Source organism: Streptomyces sp. NPDC007875 (genome assembly GCF_042868035.1).
In the GTDB taxonomy this organism is placed as follows: domain Bacteria; phylum Actinomycetota; class Actinomycetes; order Streptomycetales; family Streptomycetaceae; genus Streptomyces; species Streptomyces antimycoticus.
In genome coordinates, this window is the sequence record NZ_JBIADZ010000021.1 from 47853 (window position 1) to 71696 (window position 23844).

Here is a 23844-nt window from a genome sequence, read left to right on the forward strand (position 1 = left end):
GCGCGCCCCCATTTCCGCCCGATACCCTCGGCCCATGCCGACCCCCGACTTCATCCGTGACCTCAGGGCCTCCATCGGTCACCAACTGCTGTATCTGCCGGGCGTGAGCGCCGTGGTCTTCGACGACCAGGGGCGGGTGCTGCTGGGTCGCCGGGCCGACAACGGCCGCTGGACGATCATCTGCGGTATCCCCGAACCCGGTGAGCAGCCGGCCACGGCGGTGGTCCGCGAGGTGGCGGAGGAGACCGCGGTGCACTGCGTCCCCGAACGCATCGTGCTCGTACGGACCCTGGCGCCGGTGACCTACCCCAACGACGACCGGTGCCAGTTCGTGGACGTCTGCTTCCGCTGCCGCGCGGTCGGCGGCGAGGCGCGGGTGAACGACGACGAGTCGCTGGACGTCGGCTGGTTCCCGCTCGACGCGCTGCCCGAGATGGAGGACTTCTCCCTGTCCCGGATCAAGCAGGCGCTCGAGGACGGCCCGACATGGTTCGAGCCCACCGTCGCGGAGTGAAGTATGTGCCGCCCCCACATCGGACCGGGCCCGAGGGCTGCCTAATGTGCCCCTCATGAGCGCGTCCACCACACCAGGCCCGGGCCCCCGGCCGCCCGAAGGCCTCGATCTGTCCCGCCGTACCGCACTCGTCACGGGCGCCGCCGGGGGCATCGGCCGGGCCTGTACGCTGCGGCTGGCCACCGCCGGGGCGCGGGTGCGGGCCGTCGATCTGGACGCCGAGGGCCTCACCGACCTGGTCGCCGCGGCCTCCGGACTGCCCGGCCCGGTCGAGGCCCTCCCCCTCGACCTCACCGACCTCGACGCCGCCGAACGGGCCGCCGCCGGCATCGACATCCTGGTCAACAACGCCGGGCTCCAACTCGTCCGGCCCATCGAGGACTTTCCGCCCGAGGTCTTCTCCCGGGTGCTCACCGTGATGCTCGAGGCCCCGTTCCGGCTGGTGCGCGGCGCGCTGCCGGATATGTACGCGCGGGGCTGGGGCCGGATCGTCAACATCTCCTCGGTGCACGGGCTGCGCGCCTCCCCGTACAAGTCGGCCTATGTGGCCGCCAAACACGGTCTGGAGGGGCTCTCCAAGGTCGCCGCCCTGGAGGGCGCGGCGCACGGGGTGACCTCCAACTGCGTCAACCCCGGCTATGTGCGCACCCCGCTCGTCGAGCGGCAGATCGCCGACCAGGCCGAGGCCCACGGGATCTCGCCGGAGCGGGTCGTCGCCGAGGTGATGCTGGCCGATGCGGCGGTCAAGCGGCTGGTCGAACCCGAGGAGGTCGCCGAGGCCGTCGCGTATCTCTGCGGCCCGCACACGTCCTTCGTCACCGGTGCCTCGCTCAGCATGGACGGCGGATGGACCGCCCACTGAGCGGCCCATCGGATCGGTCACCGGGCGACGAAGGCCGATTGGCTCAGCCACCGGGCCACGAGAACGGATCGGCTCAGCCATCGGCGGACACTGGCCGATTGGCTCAGCCACTGGCGGATGGATCGGCTCAGCCATCGACGGACGGTGGCCCATTGGCTCAGCCACCGGACCGCGTATTGCCCGGCCGCCCCGTCGAAGGGGTACCGGGCCGCCTTACGGCTGGCGCCGCCGGTCCCGGCGGGAGTATGTCTGTGCCCATGCCCGACGACCGGCCGGAGGCCCCCTACCTGGAACTGCTCGTACGCGGCGCGCCCGCCGAGGCGTACGAGCGCCCGGTGCTGCGCGCCCGCGCCGACAAGGCCCCGGCCGACCGGCTGGCGGCCCTGGAGCGCGCCAAGCTGCTCGCCCTGCGGGTACGCGGCGAGCTGGAGGGGCGACGGCGCCGCGAGGCCGAACTGTCCGCCCTCTACGAGACCGCCCACGACCTGGCGGGGCTGCGCGATCTGGACGCGGTGCTCCAAGCCATCGTGCAGCGCGCCCGCTCCCTGCTGGGCACCGAGGTCGCCTATCTGACGCTGAACGATCCGACGGCCGGTGACACCTATATGAGGGTCACCGACGGTTCGGTCTCGGCCCGCTTCCAGCAGCTTCGGCTCGGCATGGGGGAGGGGCTCGGCGGCCTGGTGGCCCAGACCGCCCGCCCCTATGTGACCGAGAGCTACTTCCACGATCCGCGGTTCCAGCACACCCACACCATCGACGCGGGCGTCAGGGACGAGGGGCTCGTCGCCATCCTCGGGGTGCCGCTGCTGCTCGGCAGCGGTGTCATCGGCGTGCTGTTCGCGGCCGACCGCCGGGCCCGGGTGTTCGAACGCGAGCAGACGGCGCTGCTCGGTTCGTTCGCCGCCCACGCCGCCGTGGCCATCGACACCGCCCATCTGCTCGCCGAGACCCGTACGGCACTCGCCGAGCTGGAGGCCGCCAACGAGATCATCCGGGACCGCAGCCGGGTCATCGAGCGTGCCTCCGAGGTCCACGACCGGCTCACCGAGCTGGTGCTGCGCGGTGGCGGGGTGCACGACGTGGCCGACGCCGTGGCCGAGGTGCTCAGCGGCTCCGTGGAGTTCCTCGAGGTCGACGAGGCGCCCGCGGCGGCCGTCGACCGGTCCCGGGCCGACGGCCACGCGGTGCGCGACGGCGAGGAGGACTGGGCCGCCGCCGTCTCGGCGGGTGGCGAGCTGCTCGGCGCGCTCGTGCTGCGCGGCCACCCCCGGCTCGACCCCATGGACCAGCGCACCCTGGAGCGCGCCGCGATGGTCACCTCGCTGCTGCAGCTCGCCCGCCGCTCGGCGGGTGAGGCCGAACAGCGGGTGCGCGGTGAGCTCCTGGACGACCTCCTCGACACCCCCGACCGCGAGCCCCGGCTGCTGCGCGAGCGCGCCGCGCGGCTCCGTGCGGACCTGGACACGCCCCATGTGGTGCTCGCCGCGGGCATCGAGGCCCCGGACACCGGCACCCCCGCCGCCGGTCCCGGCGGCGCACACGGAAGCGGCCCCGGCGGTACACCCGGACCGGGCGCCACACCCGGAAGCAGATCAGGCGGCGCACACGGCGGCGGGTCCGGCGGCGCGCCCGCCGAGGACGCCGAGGGCCGTCGGCGGCTGTGGTCCGCCGCGTCCCATCTGGCGGTCACCCGGCACGGTCTGGCCGCCGCCCGCGACGGCGGCACCGTTCTGCTGCTGCCGCTGGCCGAGGGCGACACCGCCGACGCCCTCGCCCGCCGCACCGCCCGGCAGCTGGGCACCGCCGTACACGCCGCGGTCACCGTCGGCGCCTCCGCGCCGGTCCCCGCGCCCGCCGCACGGCCCGGGGAGGTCGCCGCGGGCTATGCCGAGGCGCGGCGCTGTCTGGCCGCCCTGCGGGTGCTGGGCCGGGCCGGACAGGGCGCCGCCGCCGAGGACTTCGGCTTTCTCGGCCTGTTGCTGGCCGGTACCCGCGAGGGCGCCCCGGACGGCACCGGCGTCCAGGACTTCGTGGCCCGCACCGTGGGCGCGGTCATCGACTACGACGAGCGGCGCGGCACCGAGCTGATCCGCACCCTCGACGCGTACTTCGCCGGCGGGATGAGCCCGGCCCGTACGAAGGACGCCCTCCACGTGCACGTCAACACGGTGGCACAGCGGCTGGAGCGGGTCGGGCGGCTGCTCGGCCCCGACTGGCAGTCGCCCGCCCGCTCCCTGGAGATCCAGCTCGCCCTGCGGCTGCACCGCCTGGCCTCGGCCGTGGGCTACTGAGCCGAGGCCGACCGGGCCGTGTGCTCCGCCGCGTCCGGTGCCGGGCGCGGGGACGGGGCCGAGGTCGGTTCGACGGTGGCCAGATCGCGGTCCCGGGTCTCCTTGGCGACGCCCACGGCCACCAGGGTGAGCAGGGCCGCCGCGATCACATAGAGGGCGATCGGGGTGGCGCTGTTGTAGTCGGCCAGGAGCGCGGTGGCGATCAGCGGGGCGGGCGCACCGGCCGCGACGGACGAGAACTGCGCGCCGATCGACGCCCCCGAATACCGCATCCGGGTCGCGAACATCTCGGAGAAGAAGGCCGCCTGGGGGGCGTACATCGCGCCGTGGAAGACCAGCCCGACCGTCACGGCGAGCAAGAGGGCCGGGAAGCCCTTGGTGTCGATGAGGAGGAAGAAGGGGAAGGCCCACGCGCCCACGCCCACCGCGCCCAGGAGATACACCGGGCGGCGCCCGATCCGGTCCGACAGCGCGCCCCATGCCGGGATGACCGCGAAGTGCACGGCCGAGGCAATCAGTACGGCGTTGAGCGCGGTCTGCTTGCCGAGGCCCACATGGTCGGAGGTCGCGTAGACCAGGACGAAGGCGGTGATGACGTAGTAGCTGATGTTCTCGGCCATCCGCGCGCCCATGGCGATCAGCACATCTCGCCAGTGGTGGCGCAGGACCGCCACCAGTGGCATCTTCTCGGTGACCTCCTCGCCCGCGGCCGCCTTACGGGCCTCGGCGCGGGCCTGCGCCGCCTTGAACACCGGCGATTCATCGACAGAGAGACGAATCCACAGACCGACCACTACCAGCACCCCCGAGAGCAGGAACGGCACCCGCCACCCCCACGACTCGAAGGCGTTGTCGGAGAGCAGGGCGGTGAGCGCGGAGAGCACCCCCGTGGCCAGCAACTGTCCGGCCGGGGCGCCGGTCTGCGGCCAGGACGCCCAGAACCCGCGCCGTCGCGCGTCTCCGTGCTCCGACACCAGCAGGACCGCCCCGCCCCATTCGCCGCCGAGCGCGAACCCCTGGATCAGACGCAGCGCGGTGAGCAGTACGGGCGCCGCCGAACCGACCGTGGCGTGGGTGGGCAGCAGACCGATGGCGCAGGTCGCGCCGCCCATCAGCAGCAGACTCAGGATCAGCAGCTTCTTGCGGCCGAGCCGGTCGCCGTAGTGGCCGAAGACCAGGGCGCCGACCGGCCGGGCGGCGAAGCCGACCGCGTAGGTCAGGAACGACAGCAGTGTGCCGACGAGCGGATCGGAGTCCGGGAAGAAGAGCTTGTTGAAGACGAGCGCGGCGGCCGAGCCGTAGAGGAAGAAGTCGTACCACTCGATGGTGGTGCCGATAAGGCTCGCGGCGACGATTCGGCGCAGCGAGCCGGGTGGGGTCGGGGGAGCGGAGGCCGGAGAATCCGGGGTGGTCATGGGTCACCACTTCCGAGCGGGGTGCGGGGATGATTTTGTGTTGCCACACCGTAGAAATGCGCACTTCGGCTCGGATATGTAGGCGGGCGACACACTTCATCCGGCCACTGTGGTGACCCGCCCCGCCCAGGACGCCCCCGAGTCGGCGCGCCCCCGTCCGACATGCCCCCGGGCCGGCGCGTCCCGCCCCGAACGCCCCCTAGTCGATCCGTCCCATACGCGGCCGCCGCACCTTGCCGAGCTGGAGCATGGCGGCGCCGAGCTGGTCCCCGGTGAGCGAGGGGGCCGGGAGCGGGCGGGACCCCTCGGGGCGCAGCCCGTCGAGCAGCAGGGCGAGATAGCGGCGCCAGGCCATGGGCGCGGCGACGGTCGAGCCGGGGACCGCCCGGCCGAGCGCGGCCAGCAGGAACAGCAGGTCCTCCGCGGTGGCGTCCTTACGGGCGGCGCCCTGCTGCTGGGCGCGGCGCAGAAGGACGTCGAGCGTCTTGTGGTTCTCCTTGCGGAGCGCGTCGAGCGAGGGGACGCCCTGGATGCCGGTGGTCATCAGGTCGTTGGTGCCCCGGTCGGCGGCGAGCAGCCCGAATATACGCTCCAGATAGGCCGTCAGGCCGACCCAGGCGTCCGGCGCCGAGCGGGCTTCCTCGGCGGCCCGCAGGATGTCCCGCAGGGAATCTCCGAATACCGCCTCGATGAGCTCCGCCCGGCCGGCGAACCGCCGGTAGAGAGTGGCGCTGCCGACTCCGGCCCGACGGGCGATGTCGTCGAGCGGGGCGTCCACACCCTGATCCGTGTAGATCTCCCGGGCGGCAGCTATCAGCATCTCGCGGTTGCGCCGTGCGTCTCGGCGCAACGGTGTCTCTTTCTCCACACGGCTGCCCATGGCCCGCAACCCTAACACTAACCGGGGGAATCTCTCCGGTTAGGTGTTCAGATCATCGAAGGAACGGGGAACTGTCCCCGGTTCTGGTTTCGGGGGAAGCCGCAATTGTCGCTGCTGGAGGGCGCGATCGACGGCCCGCCCCGGCCCGCCGGCTCGGCGGACCGCGGTGGGCGCCCACCGCGGTCCGAGCGGCAGGGTGTTCAGCGTGGTTCCGGAATCATGCGCAGCGGACCGGCGGTGAGGCTCATCTGCGGCCTCGGCCGGATCTTCGTCCCCGGAATCGGGCGCATCCGCCAGCGGCCCGCGATCGCGGCCAGGGCGAGCGTCGCCTCCGTCATGCCGAAGACGTCGCCGATGCACTTCCGGCTGCCACCGCCGAACGGCAGGTACGAGCCGCGCGCCACGTCCTTGGCCCGCTCGGGGAGCCAGCGGTCGGGGTCGAAGGACTCCGGCTCGGGGAAGAGGGCCGGGTCGCGGTGCAGCACATACGGGCTGATCAGCACGTCCGACGCCGGGGGCAGCCGCCGTCCGCCGAGCTCGGTGGCCTCGGTGGTGGTCCGGGTGAACAGCCACGCGGGCGGGAAGAGCCGCAGCGCCTCGCTGAACACCCGCTGGGTGTAGGCGAGCCGGGGAACGTCGGCGTAGAGCGGGGCCCGCCCGCCCAGCACCTCGTCGACCTCGGCGTGCAGCGCGGCCTCGGCCCGGGGATTGCGGCCGAGCAGGAACCAGGCCCAGGTCAGCGCGGAGGCGGTGGTCTCGATCCCGGCCAGCAGCAGGGTCATGACCTGGTCGTGGATCTCCTGGTCCGACATCGTGCCGCCGGTCTCGTCGTCCTGTGCGGCGAAGAGCGCGGACAGCACATCGCCGCGGTCGCCGTCGTCCGCCCGCTTGTAGTCGTCGATCATGCGGTCGATGAGCTGGTTGAGCCGGGTGAGCGCGTCGTCGAAGCGCCGGTTCGCCGCGAGCGGGAGCTTGGCCAGCAGCCCGGTGGGGTCGATCGCCTGCCGGTAGGCGCCCTCCACGACGATGGGCAGACAGTGCTGGATCTCGGCCACGGCATGCGGTGCCATATCGGTCGAGAAGAGCGCACGTGCCGTCACCCGCGCGGTGAGCGCGAGCATCTCATGGCTGACGTCGAGGGGACGGCCCGCCGTCCACGCCGTCGACTCGGCCTCGCACTCCTCCTCCATCACCTCGGCGTATGTGGCGATCCGGGCGGCCTGGAAGGCAGGCTGCACCAGCCGGCGCTGCCGTCGGTGGTCCGCCCAGTCGGAGGTGATCAGGCCGTTGCCCAGGATGGGCTTCGCCTTCTCCTTGACCGGCCCGCCGGTGTCGTAGATCCGCGCGTTCACCAGCACCTGCTGGACCAGCTCCGGATGACAGGGCAGAAAGACGGGCTTGGGCCCCAGCCGGAGCTCGACCAGATCGCCGTAGGTGGGCAGGGAGGCCAGGAACTGAAGCGGCTTGCGGCCCATCAGCAGGGCATGGCCGGCCAGCGGAAGCCCGCCGGGGGCGAGGGCGTGCCGCCAGTGGCGCGTCGCCGGGTGCTGCGCGGTCCTCATGCGGAAGATGTCCTTCGCTCGCGAGGTGGGGTACGGAAGGTACGGGGCGTCCGGTCCGGGGCGGACCCCGGACCGGACGTCGTCAGCGCGGCTCGCACACCATGGGCAGCGGGCCGGGTTCGAGCGTCGCCTTCGGCTCGGGGCGCAATGCCGTCCCGGGCACCGGGCGAAGACGCCACCGGCTCGCGATCGTCGCCACGATGAGGGCGGTCTCGGTCAGCGCGAGGACGTCCCCGATGCACTTGTGGCTGCCCGCGCCGAACGGGAGCAGCGCCCCGCGCGGCACGTCCTTGGCCCGGTCGGGGAGCCAGCGCTCCGGGTCGAACCGCTCGGGTTCGGGGAACAGTTCGGGGTTGTGGTGCAGCGCCTGGGCGCTGTAGAGGATCATCGTGCCCGCCGGGATGGTGCGCCCGCCGAGGTCGGTCTCGGCCGCCGTGACCCGCATCGCCATCCAGGACGGCGGATACAGCCGCAGCGACTCGGTGATGACCCCGCGGGTGTACTCAAGGGACGGCAGGTCCTCGAAGGTGGGCGAACGGCCCTCGAGGACCTCGTCGATCTCGGCGTGCACCCGCTTCTCCACCTCCGGGTGGGCGCCCAGGAGATGGAAGACGAAGGCGAGCGTCGAGGCGGTGGTCTCGCTCCCGGCGACCAGGAAGGTGACCACCTGGTCGAGGACCTCACCGTCGTCCAGCCCCCCGCCGGTCTCGGGGTGTTCGGCGCGCAGCAGCGTGGAGAGCAGATCGCCGTGGTCGGCGCCGGAGCGCCGGCGGTCGCGGATCATCTCGTCCACGATGCTCCGCAGCCGGGCATTGGCCCGGTCATAGCGGCGGTTGCCCGGGGTGGGGAGCTTCTCCATGATCCCCAAAGGCGCCATGGTGCGCTTGTAGATGCCGTGCGAGACGATGCGCAGACAGTGGCGCGCCTCGTCGATCGTCGCCTCGTCGATCCCGGTGGAGAACAGCGTCCGCGCGGCGACCCGCATCAGCAGGGCGTGCATGGTGTCGCTGATGTCCAGGGTCCGCCCCGGCTCCCAGGAGCCGATCGCGGCGCGGGTGTCATCGGCGACCGCGGCGGTGTAGGCGGCGATCTTCGAGGTATGGAACGCGGGCTGGATCATCCGCCGCTGAGAGCGGTGGTCCTCGCCCCGGGAGACCGAGAGGCTGTTCCCGAGCAGCTGCCGCGCCTTGTCGAAGACCCCGCCCTTGTCGAACACCCGGGGATTGAGCAGCACCTGGCGGACCAGCTCGGGATGGCAGGCCAGATAGGCGCGGCTGGGCCCCAGCCTGACCTCCACCAGGTCGCCGTGGGCGGGCAGGGACGCCAGGAACTGCAGGGGGCGGCGCCACAGCGCCACGGTGTGTCCCAGCAGCGGCACCGAGCCGGGCGCCGTGCCGGTGGTCCAGGAGTGCTCCGGCTGTGCGGAGCTCTTCGCGGGAGTCACGGTTCCCCGTTCCCTTACTGAATGCGAGAGTTGACGTCGTTGACGGCCGTCTTGTAGCGCTTGTTGCTGATGGTCCAGACGAAGTTGCCGTAGATCAGATCGAGGAAGACGTCCTGCGTCAGCTGGTCGAACACCTTGATGCACTCGATGTCCTCGATCATGTCATCGAGCCGGGCCTGGAAGAACTCCTTGAACGTCGTCTCGTCGCTCACATCGCAGAGCCGGAAACAGTTGGTGATCTGGCCCAGCGAGACCTCGCGGTCATAGGAGTAGAAGTCGTTGACGATGGTGAGTCCGCGGGTGGTCATCCGCGCGGCCAGGCTTGTCTTGGCGTGTTCGGTGAACTCCGGATGCCGGTAGATCGGGTACGACATCTTCATCCAGAAGTCGACACCGATGTCCGTGACCCGGAAACGGAAATACTGCTCCGGGGACGTGGTGCACAGCGCCGCCTTGATGGGCGAGTTGCGGAACATGTGGTCGCTGGTGACGAAGGCCCGTGCGGCCTCGTACGCGACCTCCGCGTCCTCGGGGCTGTAGTACTTCTCGCAGATCGCGCGCAGCCGCGGCAGGAAGAGATCGAAGTCATGCAGTGCGGGATCCATGTCGTCCCACACGAACGTCACGCAGTTCAGGACGCAGACGGCCTTGAACGCTTCCATGTCCTTGATATGGCGGGGACTCTGGGACCACAGCACCACCCCCATATAGGAGATCCAGCGCTCATCGGAAACCGATTTACCGAGGGGGGCCACCGCCGCATTGCAGTCGTCTATGACCTCGCGCAGTTCGGCGTCGGTCAATTCGACCTTGGTGGGCCGATTGACGACATAGCGGTCGAACATTTCCTGGAAGCGGCCTGTGCACTCCTCCAGGTACGGGCGGACGCTGCTCCGGCTGATGTCCTGGGCCCCGGCCGTGGAAAGTCCTGTCGTCATGAGTTCCTCACAGTGGCCATGCGGGCGATCAGCTTCAGCGCGTTGACCGCGCCCGCGGTGAATGGGGCGTCGTCGAGGGCCCGCAGGGCCTGTGTCCGGCGGTCGTCGATCATCTGCTCGACGGCCTCCCGGGCGGTGGTGGCGGCGAAGATCTCCTGGATGGTCACGGCGTCCCGCTCGTCCAGCAGCGGATTGCCGATGAGGCTGCGCAACCGCGCCGCCTGGGCGCTGTCGGAACCGCGCAGGGCGAGCGCGATCAGGGTGGTGTTCTTCCCGGCCCGCAGATCGTCCAGTTGGGACTTGCCGGTCGACTCCGGATCGCCGTACACGCCCAGCAGATCGTCGCGGAGCTGGAACGCCTCGCCGAGCGGCAGGGCGTAGGCGGTGAACGCCTCCATGGTCTCCGGGCCGGCACCCGCGATGGCGGCTCCGACGTGCAGCGGACGCTCGATGGTGTACTTGGCGGTCTTGTACCGGTTGACGGTGAGGGTGGCCTCGACGTCGTCCGTCAGCTCCCCGGTGGCCTGCAGATCGAGGTACTGGCCCAGCATCACCTCGGTGCGCATCTCCGACAGCAGCGGCAGCACGGCGTCGAACTGGGCGGGAGTGAGGCCGGCCGAGTGCAGGAGTTCGTCCGACCAGGTGAGCGCGAGGTCGCCGAGCAGCACCGCCCCGCTGACCCCGAACCGCTCGATCTGATCCGGCCTGCGGTCGGCGGCGCACAGCGCGGCCAGGGTGCGATGGATGGTCGGCCGGCCGCGGCGGGTGTCGCTGTCGTCCATGACGTCGTCGTGGATCAGCGCGAAGGCGTGGAACATCTCCAGACAGGCGGCCACCCGGAACACCGCATCGGTTTCCTCACCGCCGCCGACGGCCTGCCAGCCGGTGACACACAACAGGGGCCGTATGCGTTTTCCGCCGGACAGGAAATCCTTGAGCAGTCCGGAGAGATACGGCAGATGGTGTTGCGGAGTGGTACGGGCCTTGGCCGTCAGAAAGTCTTCGAGTACGACGTCCACCGACTCGCGGACGGTATCCGCGTCCAAGCGGCCGGGGCTGAGCGTGGGTGTGGTCATGCGACTGACTCCTCCACGTCGAAATGTCGAAATCCGTTGATTAAGGAGAAGAAAACAGGCACGCGGAAATCCTTGCTTCGCTGAAAAAGATGGATTGCCGTCCGCGCTGTGTGCGGCACCATGAAGGCAGAAGCGGGGTGCGACCGCTGCCTCATGGTCGATGTGTCGAACGCGCCGCGACGGGCGCGAAGATCAGACGCTCAAGGAACTATGAGATCGGCGCGGTCGGGTCATTTCCGCGCGTGGAATCCAAGCCAGCCCGCAATGGGGCCCTGGCCGGTGGGACACCCGCGTCGGCATCATCGGTTCGATGGATGCCAGGTGTGCGCGGGCACACTCAATTACGTCCATTTATTCCCCCTGAGTGCCGCCGGTCCCCCCACTCGGACATCAGCAGTCTAGACGCAAGATCGACGGATTCGGAAGCCCGTTCTGGTATCGCGCCTATCACTTGACGGCAGGGGGCCCGGGAGGTCTCGCCGCGCGCGAGGCGGTCCGAAACGGGCAACTCGCCCCGTACGTGGCGAGTATCAGTGGAATAAACGGCCCGCAATATTGCGACGGAGGGGTTCGTTGAAGATCGAACGGGGCCCCGCCTTCACCGGCGGAGCCCCGTTCAATAGCCGTGCGGTGTCCGATCTTGTGGTGTCGGACCTCGCGGTGTCAGACCTCGCGGTGTCAGACCTTGCGGTGTCAGACCTTGCGGTAGTCGTACGCCTCCGAGGCCGCCTGGAGCACCCCGTCCACATCCGCCCCGGTGGAGGCGGTGACGAGCGCCGCGACCGCCCCCTCCACGAGCGGCGCGTCCACCAATCGGGTGCCCTCCGGCAGTTCATCGCCCTCGGCCAGCAGCGCCTTGACGGCCAGGACCGCGCTGCCCAGGTCCACCAGGACCGCCACTCCGGCGCCCCGGTCGACCGCCTGGGCCGCCTCCGCTATGAGCTCCGGACTGGTGCCGAACCCGCCGTCCGCGGTGCCGCCCGCCGCGCGGACCGGTGCCGCGCCACCGCCGGACAGCCCCTTCGCCATCTCGGCCACCGAGTCCGCCACCGCCGCGCTGTGCGACACCAGGACTATGCCGACCAGCTTCTTCTCACCCTCGTCGGTCATCGTGCCGCCTCCGCCAGTGCCGCGATGAGCAGTGCCGACGAGGTGGCGCCCGGGTCCTGGTGGCCGACGCTGCGCTCACCCAGATAGCTGGCCCTGCCCTTGCGGGCCAGCATGGGCACGGTGGCCAGCGCGCCCTTCTCGGCGGCCTCGCCCGCGGCCGCGAACGACCCGGTAGCCCCGCCCAGCGCCTCGACGGCGGGGAGCAGCGCGTCCAGCATCGTCTTGTCGCCAGGTGCGGCACCGCCGAGCTGCGCCACCGCGTCCACTCCGGCCCGCAGCGCGTCCGCCAGCTGCTGCGGGGTGATCTGCTCGGCGTCGCCGAGCGCCTTGCCGGCCCGCCGCAGCAGCGTTCCGTACAGCGGTCCGGAGGCCCCGCCCACCTTGGAGATCAGCTGGCGCCCGGCCAGGATGAGCGTGGCCCCGGGTGAGCCCGGCGGCTCCTTCTCCAGCGCCTCGGCCACGGCGGCGAAGCCGCGCTGCATATTGGTGCCGTGGTCGGCGTCGCCGATCGCGGAGTCCAGGTCGGTGAGGCGGGCCGCCTCACGGCTCACGGACGTGGCCGCGGCGGTGAGCCATCGGAGGAAGAAAGGGGTGTCGAGCGTGTCATCGACGGCGGGTTCACTGCTGGACACAGGCGCCTCCTCGGTCGTAGCCAACGGCGACAGCGTACGTATCGGGGGCCGGCCGGCCTCAGGCGCCCCAGCGCAGCCCGGCGGTCCGCACGGGCGCGTCCCACAGCCGCAGGAGGTCCTCGTCGACCTGGCACAGCGTGATCGAAGCGCCCGCCATGTCGAGTGACGTGACGTAGTTGCCGACGAGCGTACGCGCCACCGCCACCTGCCGCTCGCCGAGCGCCCGGTGCACCTCGGCGGCGAAGCCGTACAGCTCCAGCTGCGGGGTCGCGCCCATGCCGTTGACGAGGAGCAGCGCCGGGTTCTCCGGGCGCAGGTCCTCGACCACCACCTGCACCGCGTAGTCGGCGATCTCGCGGGAGGTCATCATCGCCCGCCGCTCACGCCCCGGCTCGCCGTGGATGCCGACGCCCAACTCCAACTCCCCGGTGGGCAGGTCGAAGGTGGGGCCGCCCTTGGACGGGGTGGAACAGGGGCTGAGCGCGACGCCGAAGCTCCGCGAGAGCTCGTTCACCCGCCGGGCGATCGACTCCACCCGCTCCAGCGGCGCGCCCTCGGCGGCCGCCGCACCCGCGATCTTCTCCACGAACAGGGTGGCCCCGGTGCCGCGACGGCCCGCCGTGTAGAGGCTGTCCGTCACCGCCACATCGTCGTTGACCAGGACCTTCGCGACCTGGATGCCCTCGTCCTCGGCGAGCTCGGCGGCCATGTCGAAGTTGAGTACATCGCCCGTGTAGTTCTTGATGATGAACAGCACGCCCTTGCCGCTGTCCACCGCCGCCGCGGCGCGCACCATCTGATCCGGCACGGGGGAGGTGAACACCTCGCCGGGGCAAGCCGCGTCGAGCATGCCGCTCCCCACGAAACCGCCGTGCAGCGGCTCATGTCCCGATCCGCCGCCGGAGACCAGTCCCACCTTGCCCTCGACCGGCGCGTCCCGCCGGACGATCACCCGGTTCTCGACGTCGACGATCAGTTCGGGGTGGCAGGCGGCCATTCCGCGCAGCGCGTCGGCGACCACTGTCTCGGGGACGTTGATGAGCATCTTCATGGGTGTGTCCGTCCTCCGCCGGATGGGGGCTGTGCACCGCTGCAACAGCCTACGGATCCGTCGCGTCCATGGCACCCCTTGGACGCTGAGCCGGATGGCCTAATAGGACGAAAAAGGTACATAGATATCATATGGTGCGCGCATGGAGAATACTGCCGCACCGGCGGCCGCCGTCCTGCCCCCGCGCCCCCAGCCACGCCAGCCGCGGCGGTACCGTCGCCCGGCCCCCTGGCTCGGGCTGGTGGCCATCGGATACGCCGTGGTCCAGCTCGCCATGGTGATCCCGCACACCGGCCACGCGCTGGGCTGGGACGAGTCCGTGTACGTCTCCCAGGTCGATCCGCGCACCCCGCCCGCGTACTTCAGCGCACCCCGCTCGCGCGGCGTCAGTCTCCTGGTCGCGCCCGTCGTCGCGGCGACCGACTCCATCCCGGCGCTGCGGATCCTGCTCATGCTGGTGTCCGCGGGCGCGCTCTACGGCGCCTTCCGGGTCTGGACCCGGCTGCTGCCCCCGGCCCAGGTCGCCCTGGCCGCGCTGCTCTTCTCCGGACTGTGGATCACCCAGATCAGCGGGCCCGCGGTGATGCCCAACCTCTGGGTGGCGATCGGCGCCGTCGCCGCCGTCGGCTGGTTCCTCCGCGCGCCGCACGAGACCAACGCCCGCTGGTGGCTGGCCGCCGTCCTCGCGGGCGTCACCCTGGTGCGCACCCCCGACGGGGGATGGCTCACCCTGCCGCTGCTGATCGGCGCGATCGGGGTGCGCACCTGGCGGCCGGCCCTGCCCGCGCTGATCGGCGGACCGCTGCTCGGCGCCGCCCAGTGGATCGGCGAGGCGTACGACCGCTTCGGCGGCATCGGCGAGCGGCTGAACATCTCCAGCGACGTCGAAGGCGGCATGGGCCTCCACTTCAGTGTGGGGGCCGCGCTGCGCAGTCTCAACGGGCCTCAGCTGTGCCGCCCCTGCGAGGTGCCGCTGCGCCACCCGGAGCTGACCGTATGGTGGCTGGCGCTGCCCGTGCTGACCCTCCTGTGCGTCCATGCCGCGCTGCGCGACCGCCAAGAGCTGCGCCGGGTGCGGGTCGGGCTGGGCAGACCGGCCGCCCGGCTCCCCGCCGTACCGCTGACCGTGCTGCCCATCCTCTGCGCGGCCGCCCTCGCCCTGCCGTATCTGCTGCTCATCGGCTACTCCGCACCGCGCTTCCTGATGCCCTCCTACGCGCTGCTGGCGCTGCCGATCGCCGGGCTGGTGTTCCGCGCGGTGCGGGCCGCGCGCTCACCGCAGCATCTGGCGGTTGCCCTCGGGGTGGTCATCACACTCCATCTGGCCAGCCAGTTCGTCATCCTCAACCACACCGCCAAGCAGTCCGGCAACACCACTGGGCGCTATCGCACCGCCGCGCAGGGGCTGCAGCGGCTGGGGCTGCGGCCGCCCTGTCTGGTGACCGGTGACCGCGCCCTGCCCGTCGCGTACCACGCGGGCTGCTCCTCCGCGCAGACCAGCGGCAACAACCGGTCCACCACCCTGCCCACGCTGCTGCGCCGCGCCGCCCGGGAACCCACCGCGCTGCTGCTGCGGCGCGGCCAGACCCGGCCGCCGTCCTACGCCCGGACCTGGGTCGCCTATCCGCTGCCGGGCACCGAGTGGAACGCGTATCTGCCACCGGATCAGGCGCGGGAGTCGGAAGCCGGGAAATCCCGACAGGAGATGTCCGGAAACGGCCCGAGCATGGGCGCCATGACGATGACCTACCCGACCACCAGCTGGGCCGGATTCGCGGCGGCCGAGCCCGCCTTCGCCGATTACGCCCAGGACCGCTTCAACCGCTACCGCCACCATGTGCTGGCCACCCTGCGGCAGGACGGCTCCCCGCGGGTGACCCCGCTCGAAGTCAACTTCCTCTCCGGCGAGTTGTGGCTGGGCATGATGCCCGACTCGCGCAAGGCGCTGGACCTGCGCCGCGATCCGCGGTTCTCGGTGCAGGCCAACCCGGGCCCGGGCGAGGGGCTGACCGAGGGCGATGTGCGGGTGAGCGGCCGGGCGGTCGAGGTGACCGACCCCGAGACGGTCGCCCGCTTCGCCCAGGAGGTCCGGCCGCCCGAGCCCTTCCACCTCTACCGCGCCGAGCTGACCGAGGTGGTGCACACCGCCCTGGAGAACGGGGAGATGGTGCTGCGGACCTGGCGTCCGGGCCAGCCGGTACAGGTCGTACGGCGCGGCACCGACGACAGCCCGCCCCGGGTGGAGAGCTGAGGCCCGGGCCGTGGACCGGGTCGACGGGCCCGGTCCACGGCCCTTCCGTATTGTTGGAACACGTTCTACCGTGCCCCTCGATCCCAGGACGCTCCCAGACCGCCGTCACGGCGCACGCGAGACTCCAGGAGGGGCCGTGGACCTCGAATACACCCCTGATCAGCGGCGGTTGCGCGATGAGCTGCGCGCGTACTTCGCCGAACTGGTCCCCGACGACGCCTACGCCCGCTACGCCGACTCCACCGGGCAGAAGCGGTTCTACCGCGAGACCATCCGCCGGCTCGGCACCGACGGCTGGCTGGGGGTCGGCTGGCCCCAGGAGTACGGCGGGCGCGGGCTCGGCCCGGTCGAGCAGTTCATCTTCTTCGACGAGGCGGCCCAGGCCGGCGTGCCGCTGCCGCTGATGGCGCTCAACACGGTCGGGCCCACGATCATGCGGTTCGGCACCGAGGAGCAGAAGGCGTACTTCCTGCCCAAGGTCCTCTCCGGCGAGATCGACTTCGCGATCGGCTACAGCGAGCCCGACGCCGGTACCGACCTCGCCTCCCTCAAGACCCGCGCGGTGCGCGACGGCGACACCGCCTCCGGCTACTACACCGTGAATGGCCAGAAGACCTGGACGACCAACGGTGACACCGCCGACTGGGTCTGGCTCGCGGTCCGCACCGACCCCGACGCCAAACCCCACAAGGGCATCAGCATCCTGCTGGTCCCGACCGCCGACCCCGGCTACTCCGCCACCCTCATCAAGACCCTCGCCTCCCACGACACCACCGCCAGCTACTACGAGAACATCCGCGTCCCGGCCACCCGCCGCGTCGGCCCCGAGAACGAGGGCTGGCGCATGATCACCACCCAGCTCAACTACGAGCGGGTCACCCTCGCCGCCCACGGCACCATGGCCATCCGCGCCCTGCGCGGCGTCCGGCAGTGGGCCGCCGACACCAAGCTCCCCGACGGCCGCCGGGTGATCGACCTGGCCTGGGTGCGCGGCCGGCTGGCTCGTACATACGCCCGGCTGGACGCCATGAAGGTGCTCAACTGGCAGATGGTGGACGCCCTCCAGCGCGACACCCTGACCCCGCAGGACGCCTCCGCCGTCAAGGTGTACGGCTCCGAGGCGCGCCGCGACGCCTACGCCTGGCTGATGGAGATCGTCGGCGCCGCGGGTCCCCTCAAGGAGGGCTCGGCGGGCGAGGTCCTCCACGGAGAGCTGGAGCGCGGCTACCGCAGCAGCGTCGTCTTCACCTTCGGCGGCGGCAACAACGAGATCCAGCGGGAGATCATCTCCTGGATCGGCCTGGGGATGCCACGGGTGCGCCGCTGAGAAAAGCGAGAGGCTTCGTGGGACGGTCGCGGTGGCCGTTCCACGAACGGCGAGCACGGAGCGGTCGAGCACCTGAGCGGGAGTGACCGTCACCGTGGCGGTGTCAGCCGGCGGCTCATGAGGGCTGCTCGTCCCGGGCGACGATGTTGATCACGTCCTGGAGGGTGGGATGGTCAGGGTCTTCGGCTGTCGCGAGCTGCCCGGCACTGCGGGGGAACATCACGTGCTCGTATGCGGAGAGCGCGGTCTCGATGTCGCCCGGGTGTGCGGCGAGGGCCGCACCGAGGTCGGCGCCGTCCAGCATGGCCAGGTTGGCGCCCTCGCCGTTCGGGGGTATGAGGTGGGCGGCGTCGCCGACCAGGGTCGCCCCCGGCACCCGGTCCCACCGGTGCCCGACCGGCAGCGAGTAGAGGGGGCGCAACACCGGTGCCGTGTCGCTTTCGGTGATCAGGGCGGTGAGTTCCGGTGCCCAGCCGTCGAACGCCTGCGCGATCCGTGCGGCGGCCGCGGCGGGATCGGCGAAGTCGATACCGCCGAACCAGTCCAGCGGCTCGGACAGCATCGCGTAGACGTGAAGGGTCCCGCCCTTCTCCCGCTGGGCCCCGATCTGCCCCGTGCCCTGACCGCCCGCGAACATCGACCCGCCACCGACCGCCGTCGCGGCAGCGGGGTGCCGCGTGTCGGCGTCGAACAGGTAGGTCTCGACGAACGACGCGCCGGCGTATACGGGGCTTGCGCTGGAGAGCACCGGCCGGACGCGTGACCACGCGCCATCCGCGCCGACCAGCAGGCCGGTGACGACGGTGCCGCCGTCGGCGAAGGTGACCTCATGGCGGCCCTCGCCGAGGCCACGAACACCGCTGGCCTTGTGCCCCCACCGGACGATGCCCGCCGGGAGCGAGTCGATCAGCAGCTGCCGCAACTCGCCGCGCTGCACCTCAGGGCGTCCGCCCGTACCGTCGTCGTCCTCGTCGACCAGGACGTTTCCCTCCCGGTCGAGACCCCGCACCGCCTGACGGCCCTCCAGGACGATGCCGCGGAACTCATCCATCAGACCGGCCGCCCGCACCGCCAGGAGGCCGTTGTGGTCGTGGATGTCGAGCATCCCGCCCTGCGCACGCGCCGTCGGCGAGGACTCCGCCTCGTAGACGGTGGCCGGGATGGAGAGTGGACGTGCAGGACGCGGGCGAGCGTGAGCCCGCCGAGCCCGGCGCCGATGATCGTGACGTGAGGGGCCATGCTGATTCCTTGCCTGTCGCATGCCTCCCGGATGGGCACCCGGCAGGCTCTGCGGGCAAGGCGCCGGCCCTCCGCCGACAAACCACCGCCATCGGACCGACAGCCCTGAGATATCACCGACACCGCGGCTCGGGCGGTTCTCGTGGCACACGCCGCGGTGCGATGTCTCGTTGGCGACACCTCCGGTGGCAGCCGTGCGCCAGTGCCGACTACCGGCGAAAACGCCCTGGACGGTGTGGAGTCGGCGAACCCGCCGAGGAAAAGCGTGTCGTGCGTGGTTCCCGTACGGCATGCTGTCGGACGGGCGAGGAGGGGCGGCTCAGCTGGGCGCGTCGCCTTGCCCGGAGGAAACGTCCGACCCCGGGGGGACCATGCGGCTTGTGGTGACGGTACGTGGCGATGAGGACGGCGCGGAGGGCGGCCTCGCGGAACTCGGAACGTGGCTGACGGACGTACCGCAGCTGAGAGGGCGCGTCGACCGGGTGGAACGGGACAGTGTTCCGGCGGGGGCGATGGGACCGGCCGCCGACGCGTTGGTGGCGGTGCTGGAGCCCGGCGGGGTCGCCGCGGCCTTCGCGGGGGCGCTGGTGGCCTGGGTGCAGACCCGTCGCAGCAGCCACACGATCAGTGTGACCCGGCCCGATGGCACCCGGATCACCATCTCCTCCCGCCAGGCCCGCGCGCTGAGCCCGCAGGAGGCGGCCGACCTCGCCGAACGCCTGGCACGCCCCCCGCAGGACGGGGAGGATTCGCCCGACTCCCCGACGACATGACCGGCGGTCTCGCGGCACCCGGCGCGCGAGCCGTGCTGTTCGGCACCGGGGGCCACATCCGCGGGTCGAAACTGGACGATCTGCCGTCCGTCGACAGCACACTCGACGATCTCCGGGACACTCTGCTCGACGTGTGCGGCATGGCGCCGGGGCACGTCGTGCGCGTCCCGGCTCACGCCCACGCCGCCGAGGTGGTCGGTGCGGTCGAGGAGGCGACAGCCGCCGGCGGCGGACCCGTGCTGTTCTACTACGCCGGGCACGGTCTGCTCGGTCCGCGCGACGACCTGTACCTCGCCACCCGGGCCAGCCGGTCCGCCGGGCACGTCGCGCAGTCCGTCTCGTACCGCACGATCCGTGACCTGCTGGGCGAGGCGCCGAATGGCAGCCTCGTCGTCCTCGACTGCTGCTTCTCCGGCCGTGCGGGTGCTCCGCCCGCGCAGGGCGGGGCGCGGCGGGCCTTCGCCTCCTCGCGGCCCCGGGGCAGCTTCCTGCTCACATCGGCCTCGCACTACGCGCTCTCGTTCGCCCCCGAGGGCGAACGGCACACCCTGTTCAGCGGGCGGCTGCTCGAACTGCTCAACGCGGGAGACCCGGCCGGACCACTGTGGCTGACCGCGGACCGGCTGCATGCCGCGCTCGACGAGGAGTTCGCGGACGACGGGCGCGTCAATCCGGCCAGGCAGAGTGAGGGCACGCTGGGATCGCTCGTACTCGCGCGCAACCGCGCGTACCCGACCGGTCGGACCGAGGAGGCCGACCGGCCGGCGGACCTGCCGTGCCCGTACCCAGGGCTGCAGCCCTACCGCGCGGAGGACAGTGCGCACTTCTTCGGACGCGAGGAACTCACCTCGCGGCTCTTCGAGATGGTCGAGGACGCGCCGGACGACGGTCCGGTGGTGCTGGTGGGCGCCTCCGGCGCGGGCAAGTCGTCCGTGCTGCGCGCCGGCCTGCTCGCCGGTCTCGAGGCCCGTGCCACCTCCCTTGCCCCCGCGCTGCTGGTCCCGGCCCCTGGGCCGCACCCGATGCGCACCCTGGCCGAGGCGTGGGCGCGAGCCACCGGGCGTGACACGCAAGAGGTACGGGCCGAACTGGAACGTGGGTGCTTCCCGCCGCCGCGGCACGAGCAGCCCGCCTGCCGACTGCTGGTGGTCGATCAGTTCGAGGAGATCTTCACACGGTGCCACACGCCGGATGAGCGCGCCGCGTTCGTCTCCGTGCTCACCCGGCACGGGCCCCGCCCCACACCCCGCGTCGTCCTCGCCCTGCGTGCCGACCACTACGGAAGCTGCCTGGAGGAGCCCGGGCTCGAAAGGGCTCTGACCCGGGCCCAGCTCACCGTTCCCCCGCTGCGCGAGCGGGAGCTGCGCGCCGCCGTCGAGGGCCCGGCAGCGGCCGTGGGACTGACCGTCGAGCCGGGGCTGACCGACCGGCTGCTGCACGACCTGCGGTCGGGGCGCTCAGCCCACGACGCGGCGGCCGCACTGCCGTTCCTGGCCCATGTGTTGCGGGAGACATGGCGTCGCCGCAGCGGAAGCCGGCTCACCCTCTCCGGATATCAGGCCACGAAGGGCATCTGGCATTCGGTGGCCACCACGACCCAGCGCTTCTACGACTCACTGGACAGCGAGGGGCGCGCGATGATGCGGGAGCTGCTGCTGCGTCTGGTCCACCTCCCCCCGGACGGCGGAGCCCCCGTCGTACGGCATCGGGTCCCGCTCGCCGCCGTGCCGGCCGGGTCGGAAGACCTCCGCGAACGGCTCGCCGACGCACGTCTCCTGACGGCGGACAAGTACACGGTGCAGATCGCGCACGAGGCACTGCTGCGGGCCTGGCCTCAGCTCCGGCGGTGGATCGAGGAAGATGCCGCGACCTTGCTGCTGCGGCAACAGCTGGGAACCGCTGCCGAGGAGTGGGACACCGCGGGACGTGACGCCGCCTTCCTCTACCGGGGAAGTCGGCTCCAGGCGGCTGTTGAACTCGCCGAGCAGTCCGAACTGCCCTCCAGGGAAGCGGAGTTCCTCGCGGCCGGACAGGCTGCGGCCACGAGCGAACTGCATCGAGAGCAGCGCCGGACCAGGCTGCTGAAACGAGCACTGGCCGGTGTCGCCGTCGCCCTGTGTCTCGCGCTCGTCGCCGCCGGCGTCGCGGTGCGGCAGCAGCGGAACGCGGAAGCGCAGCAACGGCTGGCCACCGCCCGCTCACTGTTGGCCGAGGCCGGCAACCTCGATACGACCGACCCTCGCACCGCACTGCGGCTCGGCCTCGCCGCGTACGCTCTGCGTCCCAGCGCCGACGCCCGCCGTACGCTCTTCGACACCCTGGCCGGGAACGCGTTCCGCGGCGCTTCCAGGCTGCCCGCGACGGAGACCGATGGGGTGCTCGGTGCCGGCGGGCGCAGGCTGGCCACGGTGAGCGGTGAGGATCTGGCACTGTGGGACACCAGCCGCCGCGCGGTTCCGCGCACCCCGCTGGCCCGACTGTCCTGTCCCTCGAAGGACGGCGCGGGCTCGAGCGTGGCCTTCGGCGGGCCCGACGACCGGATGCTCGCAGCCACGTGCGGTGAAGACGAGGTGCGGCTGTGGAACCTCGCCGGCCCGCGGCGGGGCGGGGGATCGCGTCATGTGGCGACGCTGCGGGCGGAGGACGTGACGGACGAGACGGACAGACCGGCCGGGGTCGCCCTGAGCCCGGACGGAAGCATGGTGGCGGCCATCGGTTGGTCCCGGCACGGCGGTCCGGGCATGCTCACCCTGTGGGACGTCCGAGATCCGAAGAGCCCGCGGCGGCTCGCCGTCGTCAAGGACACGTCGCGTCTGAACCTGCCGAGCGACCGGGTGGCGTTCAGCCCGGACGGCCACCTGCTGGCCACCGCGGACAGCAACGGGGACATGCGTCTGTGGGACCTCTCGAACCCCCGCGAGCCCCGGCCCGGTGGCACGGTGGAGGAGGTCGGCGACGTGTTGGCGTTCCGTCCGGACGGCGACCTGCTGGCGGTGAGCGACGACCGCGTGGTCAAACTGGTCGACATCCGATCGCCCCGGGACCCGAAGGTCCTCGACGAATGGACGGCCCATGCCAATCGCGTCGGCTCCCTCGACTTCTCCCCGGACGGCCGGCATCTGGCCAGCGGGGGATGGGACCACAGCGTCGCGCTGTGGAATGTCGGCGATCCGCGGGATGTGACCGGACAGGCCCGGTTGGCCGGGCACTCGTCGTTCGTCGACGCGACGAGGTTCGGCGCGGACGGCCGCTCGCTGGTCTCGGTGAGCTTCGGTGAGGTCGTCCACTGGGACATGGCCGACGTCGACCAGTCCGAGGTCCTGGACGTGATACCGGGCGGGAATGACCTGGCGCTGGCGCCGGACGGCACGACACTCGCCGCTGCCCGGGGTGCGCGGATCGGCCTGTGGGACCTGTCCGACCCCGCCGAACCACGGCGGCTGGCCGAGCTGGACAACCCCGTGGAGAACGCGTACGACGGCGTCGGCGGCACTACCGTCATCGGCACCGGTGATGTCATCTCCGACATCGCCTTCAGCTCCGACGGCGCCCTGCTCGCGACACTGAACCACGACCGGAGGGTCACCCTCTGGGATATCTCCGACCCGGCCCGTCCACGGATTGCCGGCTCCTTGAGCAGCGACAACCAAGGGGCGGTCGGACCCTCGCTGGCCTTCGCCCCCGACGCGCCGCTGCTCGCCGTCAACGACCTGGAACAGGTCCGCGTCTGGGACGTGTCCGACCCCGCCCGGCCCGCCGTGACCCGATCTCGCACCCTTGGCGGGCTCAGGGACGTCGCCTTCAGCCCGGACGGCCGCCGGCTCTTGCTGGCGGGGGTGAGGGTCCACCTCTGGGACCTCTCCTCCGGGAAGCTGACCTTGCTGTCCGGCGACCACTTCTACCTGGCAGGCTCCTGGGCGGCGTTCGCTCCCGGGGGGAACACCGTGGCGGCCGTCGCCCAGCTGCCCCCGACCACGGGCCCGGACGTCGGTGTGCACCTGTGGGACGCGAAACACGCGGGAAGCGCACGCATGCGGGGCGAGACCGAACCGATGGGAGGGGACACGGCGAAGTTCAACCGGCTCGCCTTTCATCCCGAGGGCGATCTGCTGGCCGGTGCGGGGGAGGACGGCGCCGTACGCCTGTGGAGCGTCGCCGACCCCGAGCGGCCGCATCTCGCGCTCACCTTCGGCGGCCACAGCGAGGGCGCCGACGACGTGGTGCTGGGCGGACCACACGGGCGGACCATGATCACATCGAGTGCGGGCATCGCCTACGTCGTGGACATCGGCGACTACCCCGAGATCGCGGCCGACACCGTCGGCATGGCCTGCCGGGTCGCGGGCGGTGGCCTCACCCGTGAACAGTGGGCGGACCACGTACCGGCCGCGGAGTTCGTGGAGACCTGTCCGAAGTCATCCGTGCATGACAGCGCCACATGACAGGCGCCGCCATCCCGGATCTGATGTCGTGCCG

16 protein-coding genes and 1 pseudogene are annotated in these 23844 nt (G+C 71.6%); 7 read left to right on the top strand and 10 right to left on the bottom strand.

The features are described from left to right. The first annotated feature begins 34 nt into the window (after positions 1–34). The 3 genes from ACFYOY_RS34265 (at position 35) to ACFYOY_RS34275 (ending at position 3670) form a co-directional block, all read left to right on the top strand. A complete protein-coding gene (locus ACFYOY_RS34265) occupies positions 35–514 on the top strand; it encodes an NUDIX domain-containing protein (protein ID WP_059145500.1) in 480 nt (159 codons plus the stop codon). Between the two features lie 55 nt (positions 515–569). After that, a complete protein-coding gene (locus tag ACFYOY_RS34270; protein ID WP_351894160.1) occupies positions 570–1376 on the top strand; it encodes a 3-hydroxybutyrate dehydrogenase in 807 nt (268 codons plus the stop codon). 245 nt (positions 1377–1621) lie between these two features. Then, the gene (locus tag ACFYOY_RS34275; protein ID WP_388591369.1) at positions 1622–3670 is read left to right on the top strand and encodes a helix-turn-helix domain-containing protein; all 2049 of its coding nucleotides are present in this window, start codon (positions 1622–1624) and stop codon (positions 3668–3670) included. Here ACFYOY_RS34275 and ACFYOY_RS34280 read toward each other — a convergent pair. The 9 genes from ACFYOY_RS34280 to dhaK all read right to left on the bottom strand — a co-directional run bounded on the left by ACFYOY_RS34280 (position 3664) and on the right by dhaK (position 13778). Beyond that, positions 3664–5085 (bottom strand): MFS transporter, encoded by a 1422-nt coding sequence (locus ACFYOY_RS34280; protein WP_351894164.1) that lies wholly within the window; start codon positions 5083–5085, stop codon positions 3664–3666. The two genes, ACFYOY_RS34275 and ACFYOY_RS34280, sit on opposite strands and share 7 nt — an antisense overlap. Before the next feature lie 199 nt (positions 5086–5284). Beyond that, the gene (locus tag ACFYOY_RS34285; RefSeq protein WP_351894167.1) at positions 5285–5965 is read right to left on the bottom strand and encodes a helix-turn-helix domain-containing protein; all 681 of its coding nucleotides are present in this window, start codon (positions 5963–5965) and stop codon (positions 5285–5287) included. Positions 5966–6165: 200 nt separating this feature from the next. After that, positions 6166–7527, bottom strand: coding sequence for a cytochrome P450 (locus ACFYOY_RS34290; protein WP_351894171.1), 1362 nt, complete (start codon positions 7525–7527; stop codon positions 6166–6168). Between the two features lie 82 nt (positions 7528–7609). Further along, a complete protein-coding gene (locus ACFYOY_RS34295) occupies positions 7610–8971 on the bottom strand; it encodes a cytochrome P450 (protein WP_351894174.1) in 1362 nt (453 codons plus the stop codon). A gap of 14 nt (positions 8972–8985) precedes the next feature. Further along, complete coding sequence (locus tag ACFYOY_RS34300; protein WP_351894178.1) at positions 8986–9909, bottom strand: hypothetical protein; 924 nt, start codon at positions 9907–9909, stop codon at positions 8986–8988. Beyond that, the gene (locus ACFYOY_RS34305; protein WP_351894181.1) at positions 9906–10985 is read right to left on the bottom strand and encodes a polyprenyl synthetase family protein; all 1080 of its coding nucleotides are present in this window, start codon (positions 10983–10985) and stop codon (positions 9906–9908) included. Before ACFYOY_RS34305 ends, ACFYOY_RS34300 begins: the two co-directional genes overlap by 4 nt. Positions 10986–11678: 693 nt before the next feature. Then, entirely contained in the window at positions 11679–12095 is a 417-nt protein-coding gene (locus ACFYOY_RS34310) for a PTS-dependent dihydroxyacetone kinase phosphotransferase subunit DhaM (protein ID WP_059145491.1), read from the bottom strand. Beyond that, positions 12092–12727: a dihydroxyacetone kinase subunit DhaL gene (gene dhaL, locus ACFYOY_RS34315; protein ID WP_208521067.1), complete on the bottom strand. Its 636-nt coding sequence runs from the start codon at positions 12725–12727 to the stop codon at positions 12092–12094. Before dhaL ends, ACFYOY_RS34310 begins: the two co-directional genes overlap by 4 nt. 58 nt (positions 12728–12785) lie before the next feature. Beyond that, entirely contained in the window at positions 12786–13778 is a 993-nt protein-coding gene (gene dhaK / locus ACFYOY_RS34320) for a dihydroxyacetone kinase subunit DhaK (protein ID WP_351894189.1), read from the bottom strand. A gap of 142 nt (positions 13779–13920) precedes the next feature. Between dhaK and ACFYOY_RS34325 the strand changes: the two genes are divergently transcribed. Both ACFYOY_RS34325 and ACFYOY_RS34330 read left to right on the top strand, forming a co-directional pair. Next, entirely contained in the window at positions 13921–16029 is a 2109-nt protein-coding gene (locus tag ACFYOY_RS34325; protein WP_351894192.1) for a pyridoxamine 5'-phosphate oxidase family protein, read from the top strand. A 136-nt stretch (positions 16030–16165) separates the two neighbouring features. Beyond that, positions 16166–17356: an acyl-CoA dehydrogenase family protein gene (locus ACFYOY_RS34330; protein ID WP_388591374.1), complete on the top strand. Its 1191-nt coding sequence runs from the start codon at positions 16166–16168 to the stop codon at positions 17354–17356. 115 nt (positions 17357–17471) lie between these two features. Here the strand turns inward: ACFYOY_RS34330 and ACFYOY_RS34335 are convergent. Beyond that, positions 17472–18595: pseudogene (locus tag ACFYOY_RS34335) on the bottom strand (FAD-dependent oxidoreductase). Positions 18596–18975: 380 nt separating this feature from the next. Between ACFYOY_RS34335 and ACFYOY_RS34340 the strand changes: the two are divergent. Together ACFYOY_RS34340 and ACFYOY_RS34345 are read left to right on the top strand one after the other, a co-directional pair. Then, on the top strand, positions 18976–19368 hold the full coding sequence (locus ACFYOY_RS34340) for a hypothetical protein (protein WP_351894198.1): 393 nt from the start codon (positions 18976–18978) through the stop codon (positions 19366–19368). Next, positions 19365–23810 carry a caspase family protein gene (locus tag ACFYOY_RS34345; RefSeq protein WP_388591376.1) on the top strand — a complete coding sequence of 1482 codons (4446 nt, stop codon included), beginning with the start codon at positions 19365–19367 and terminating at the stop codon, positions 23808–23810. Before ACFYOY_RS34340 ends, ACFYOY_RS34345 begins: the two co-directional genes overlap by 4 nt. Positions 23811–23844: the final 34 nt, after the last annotated feature.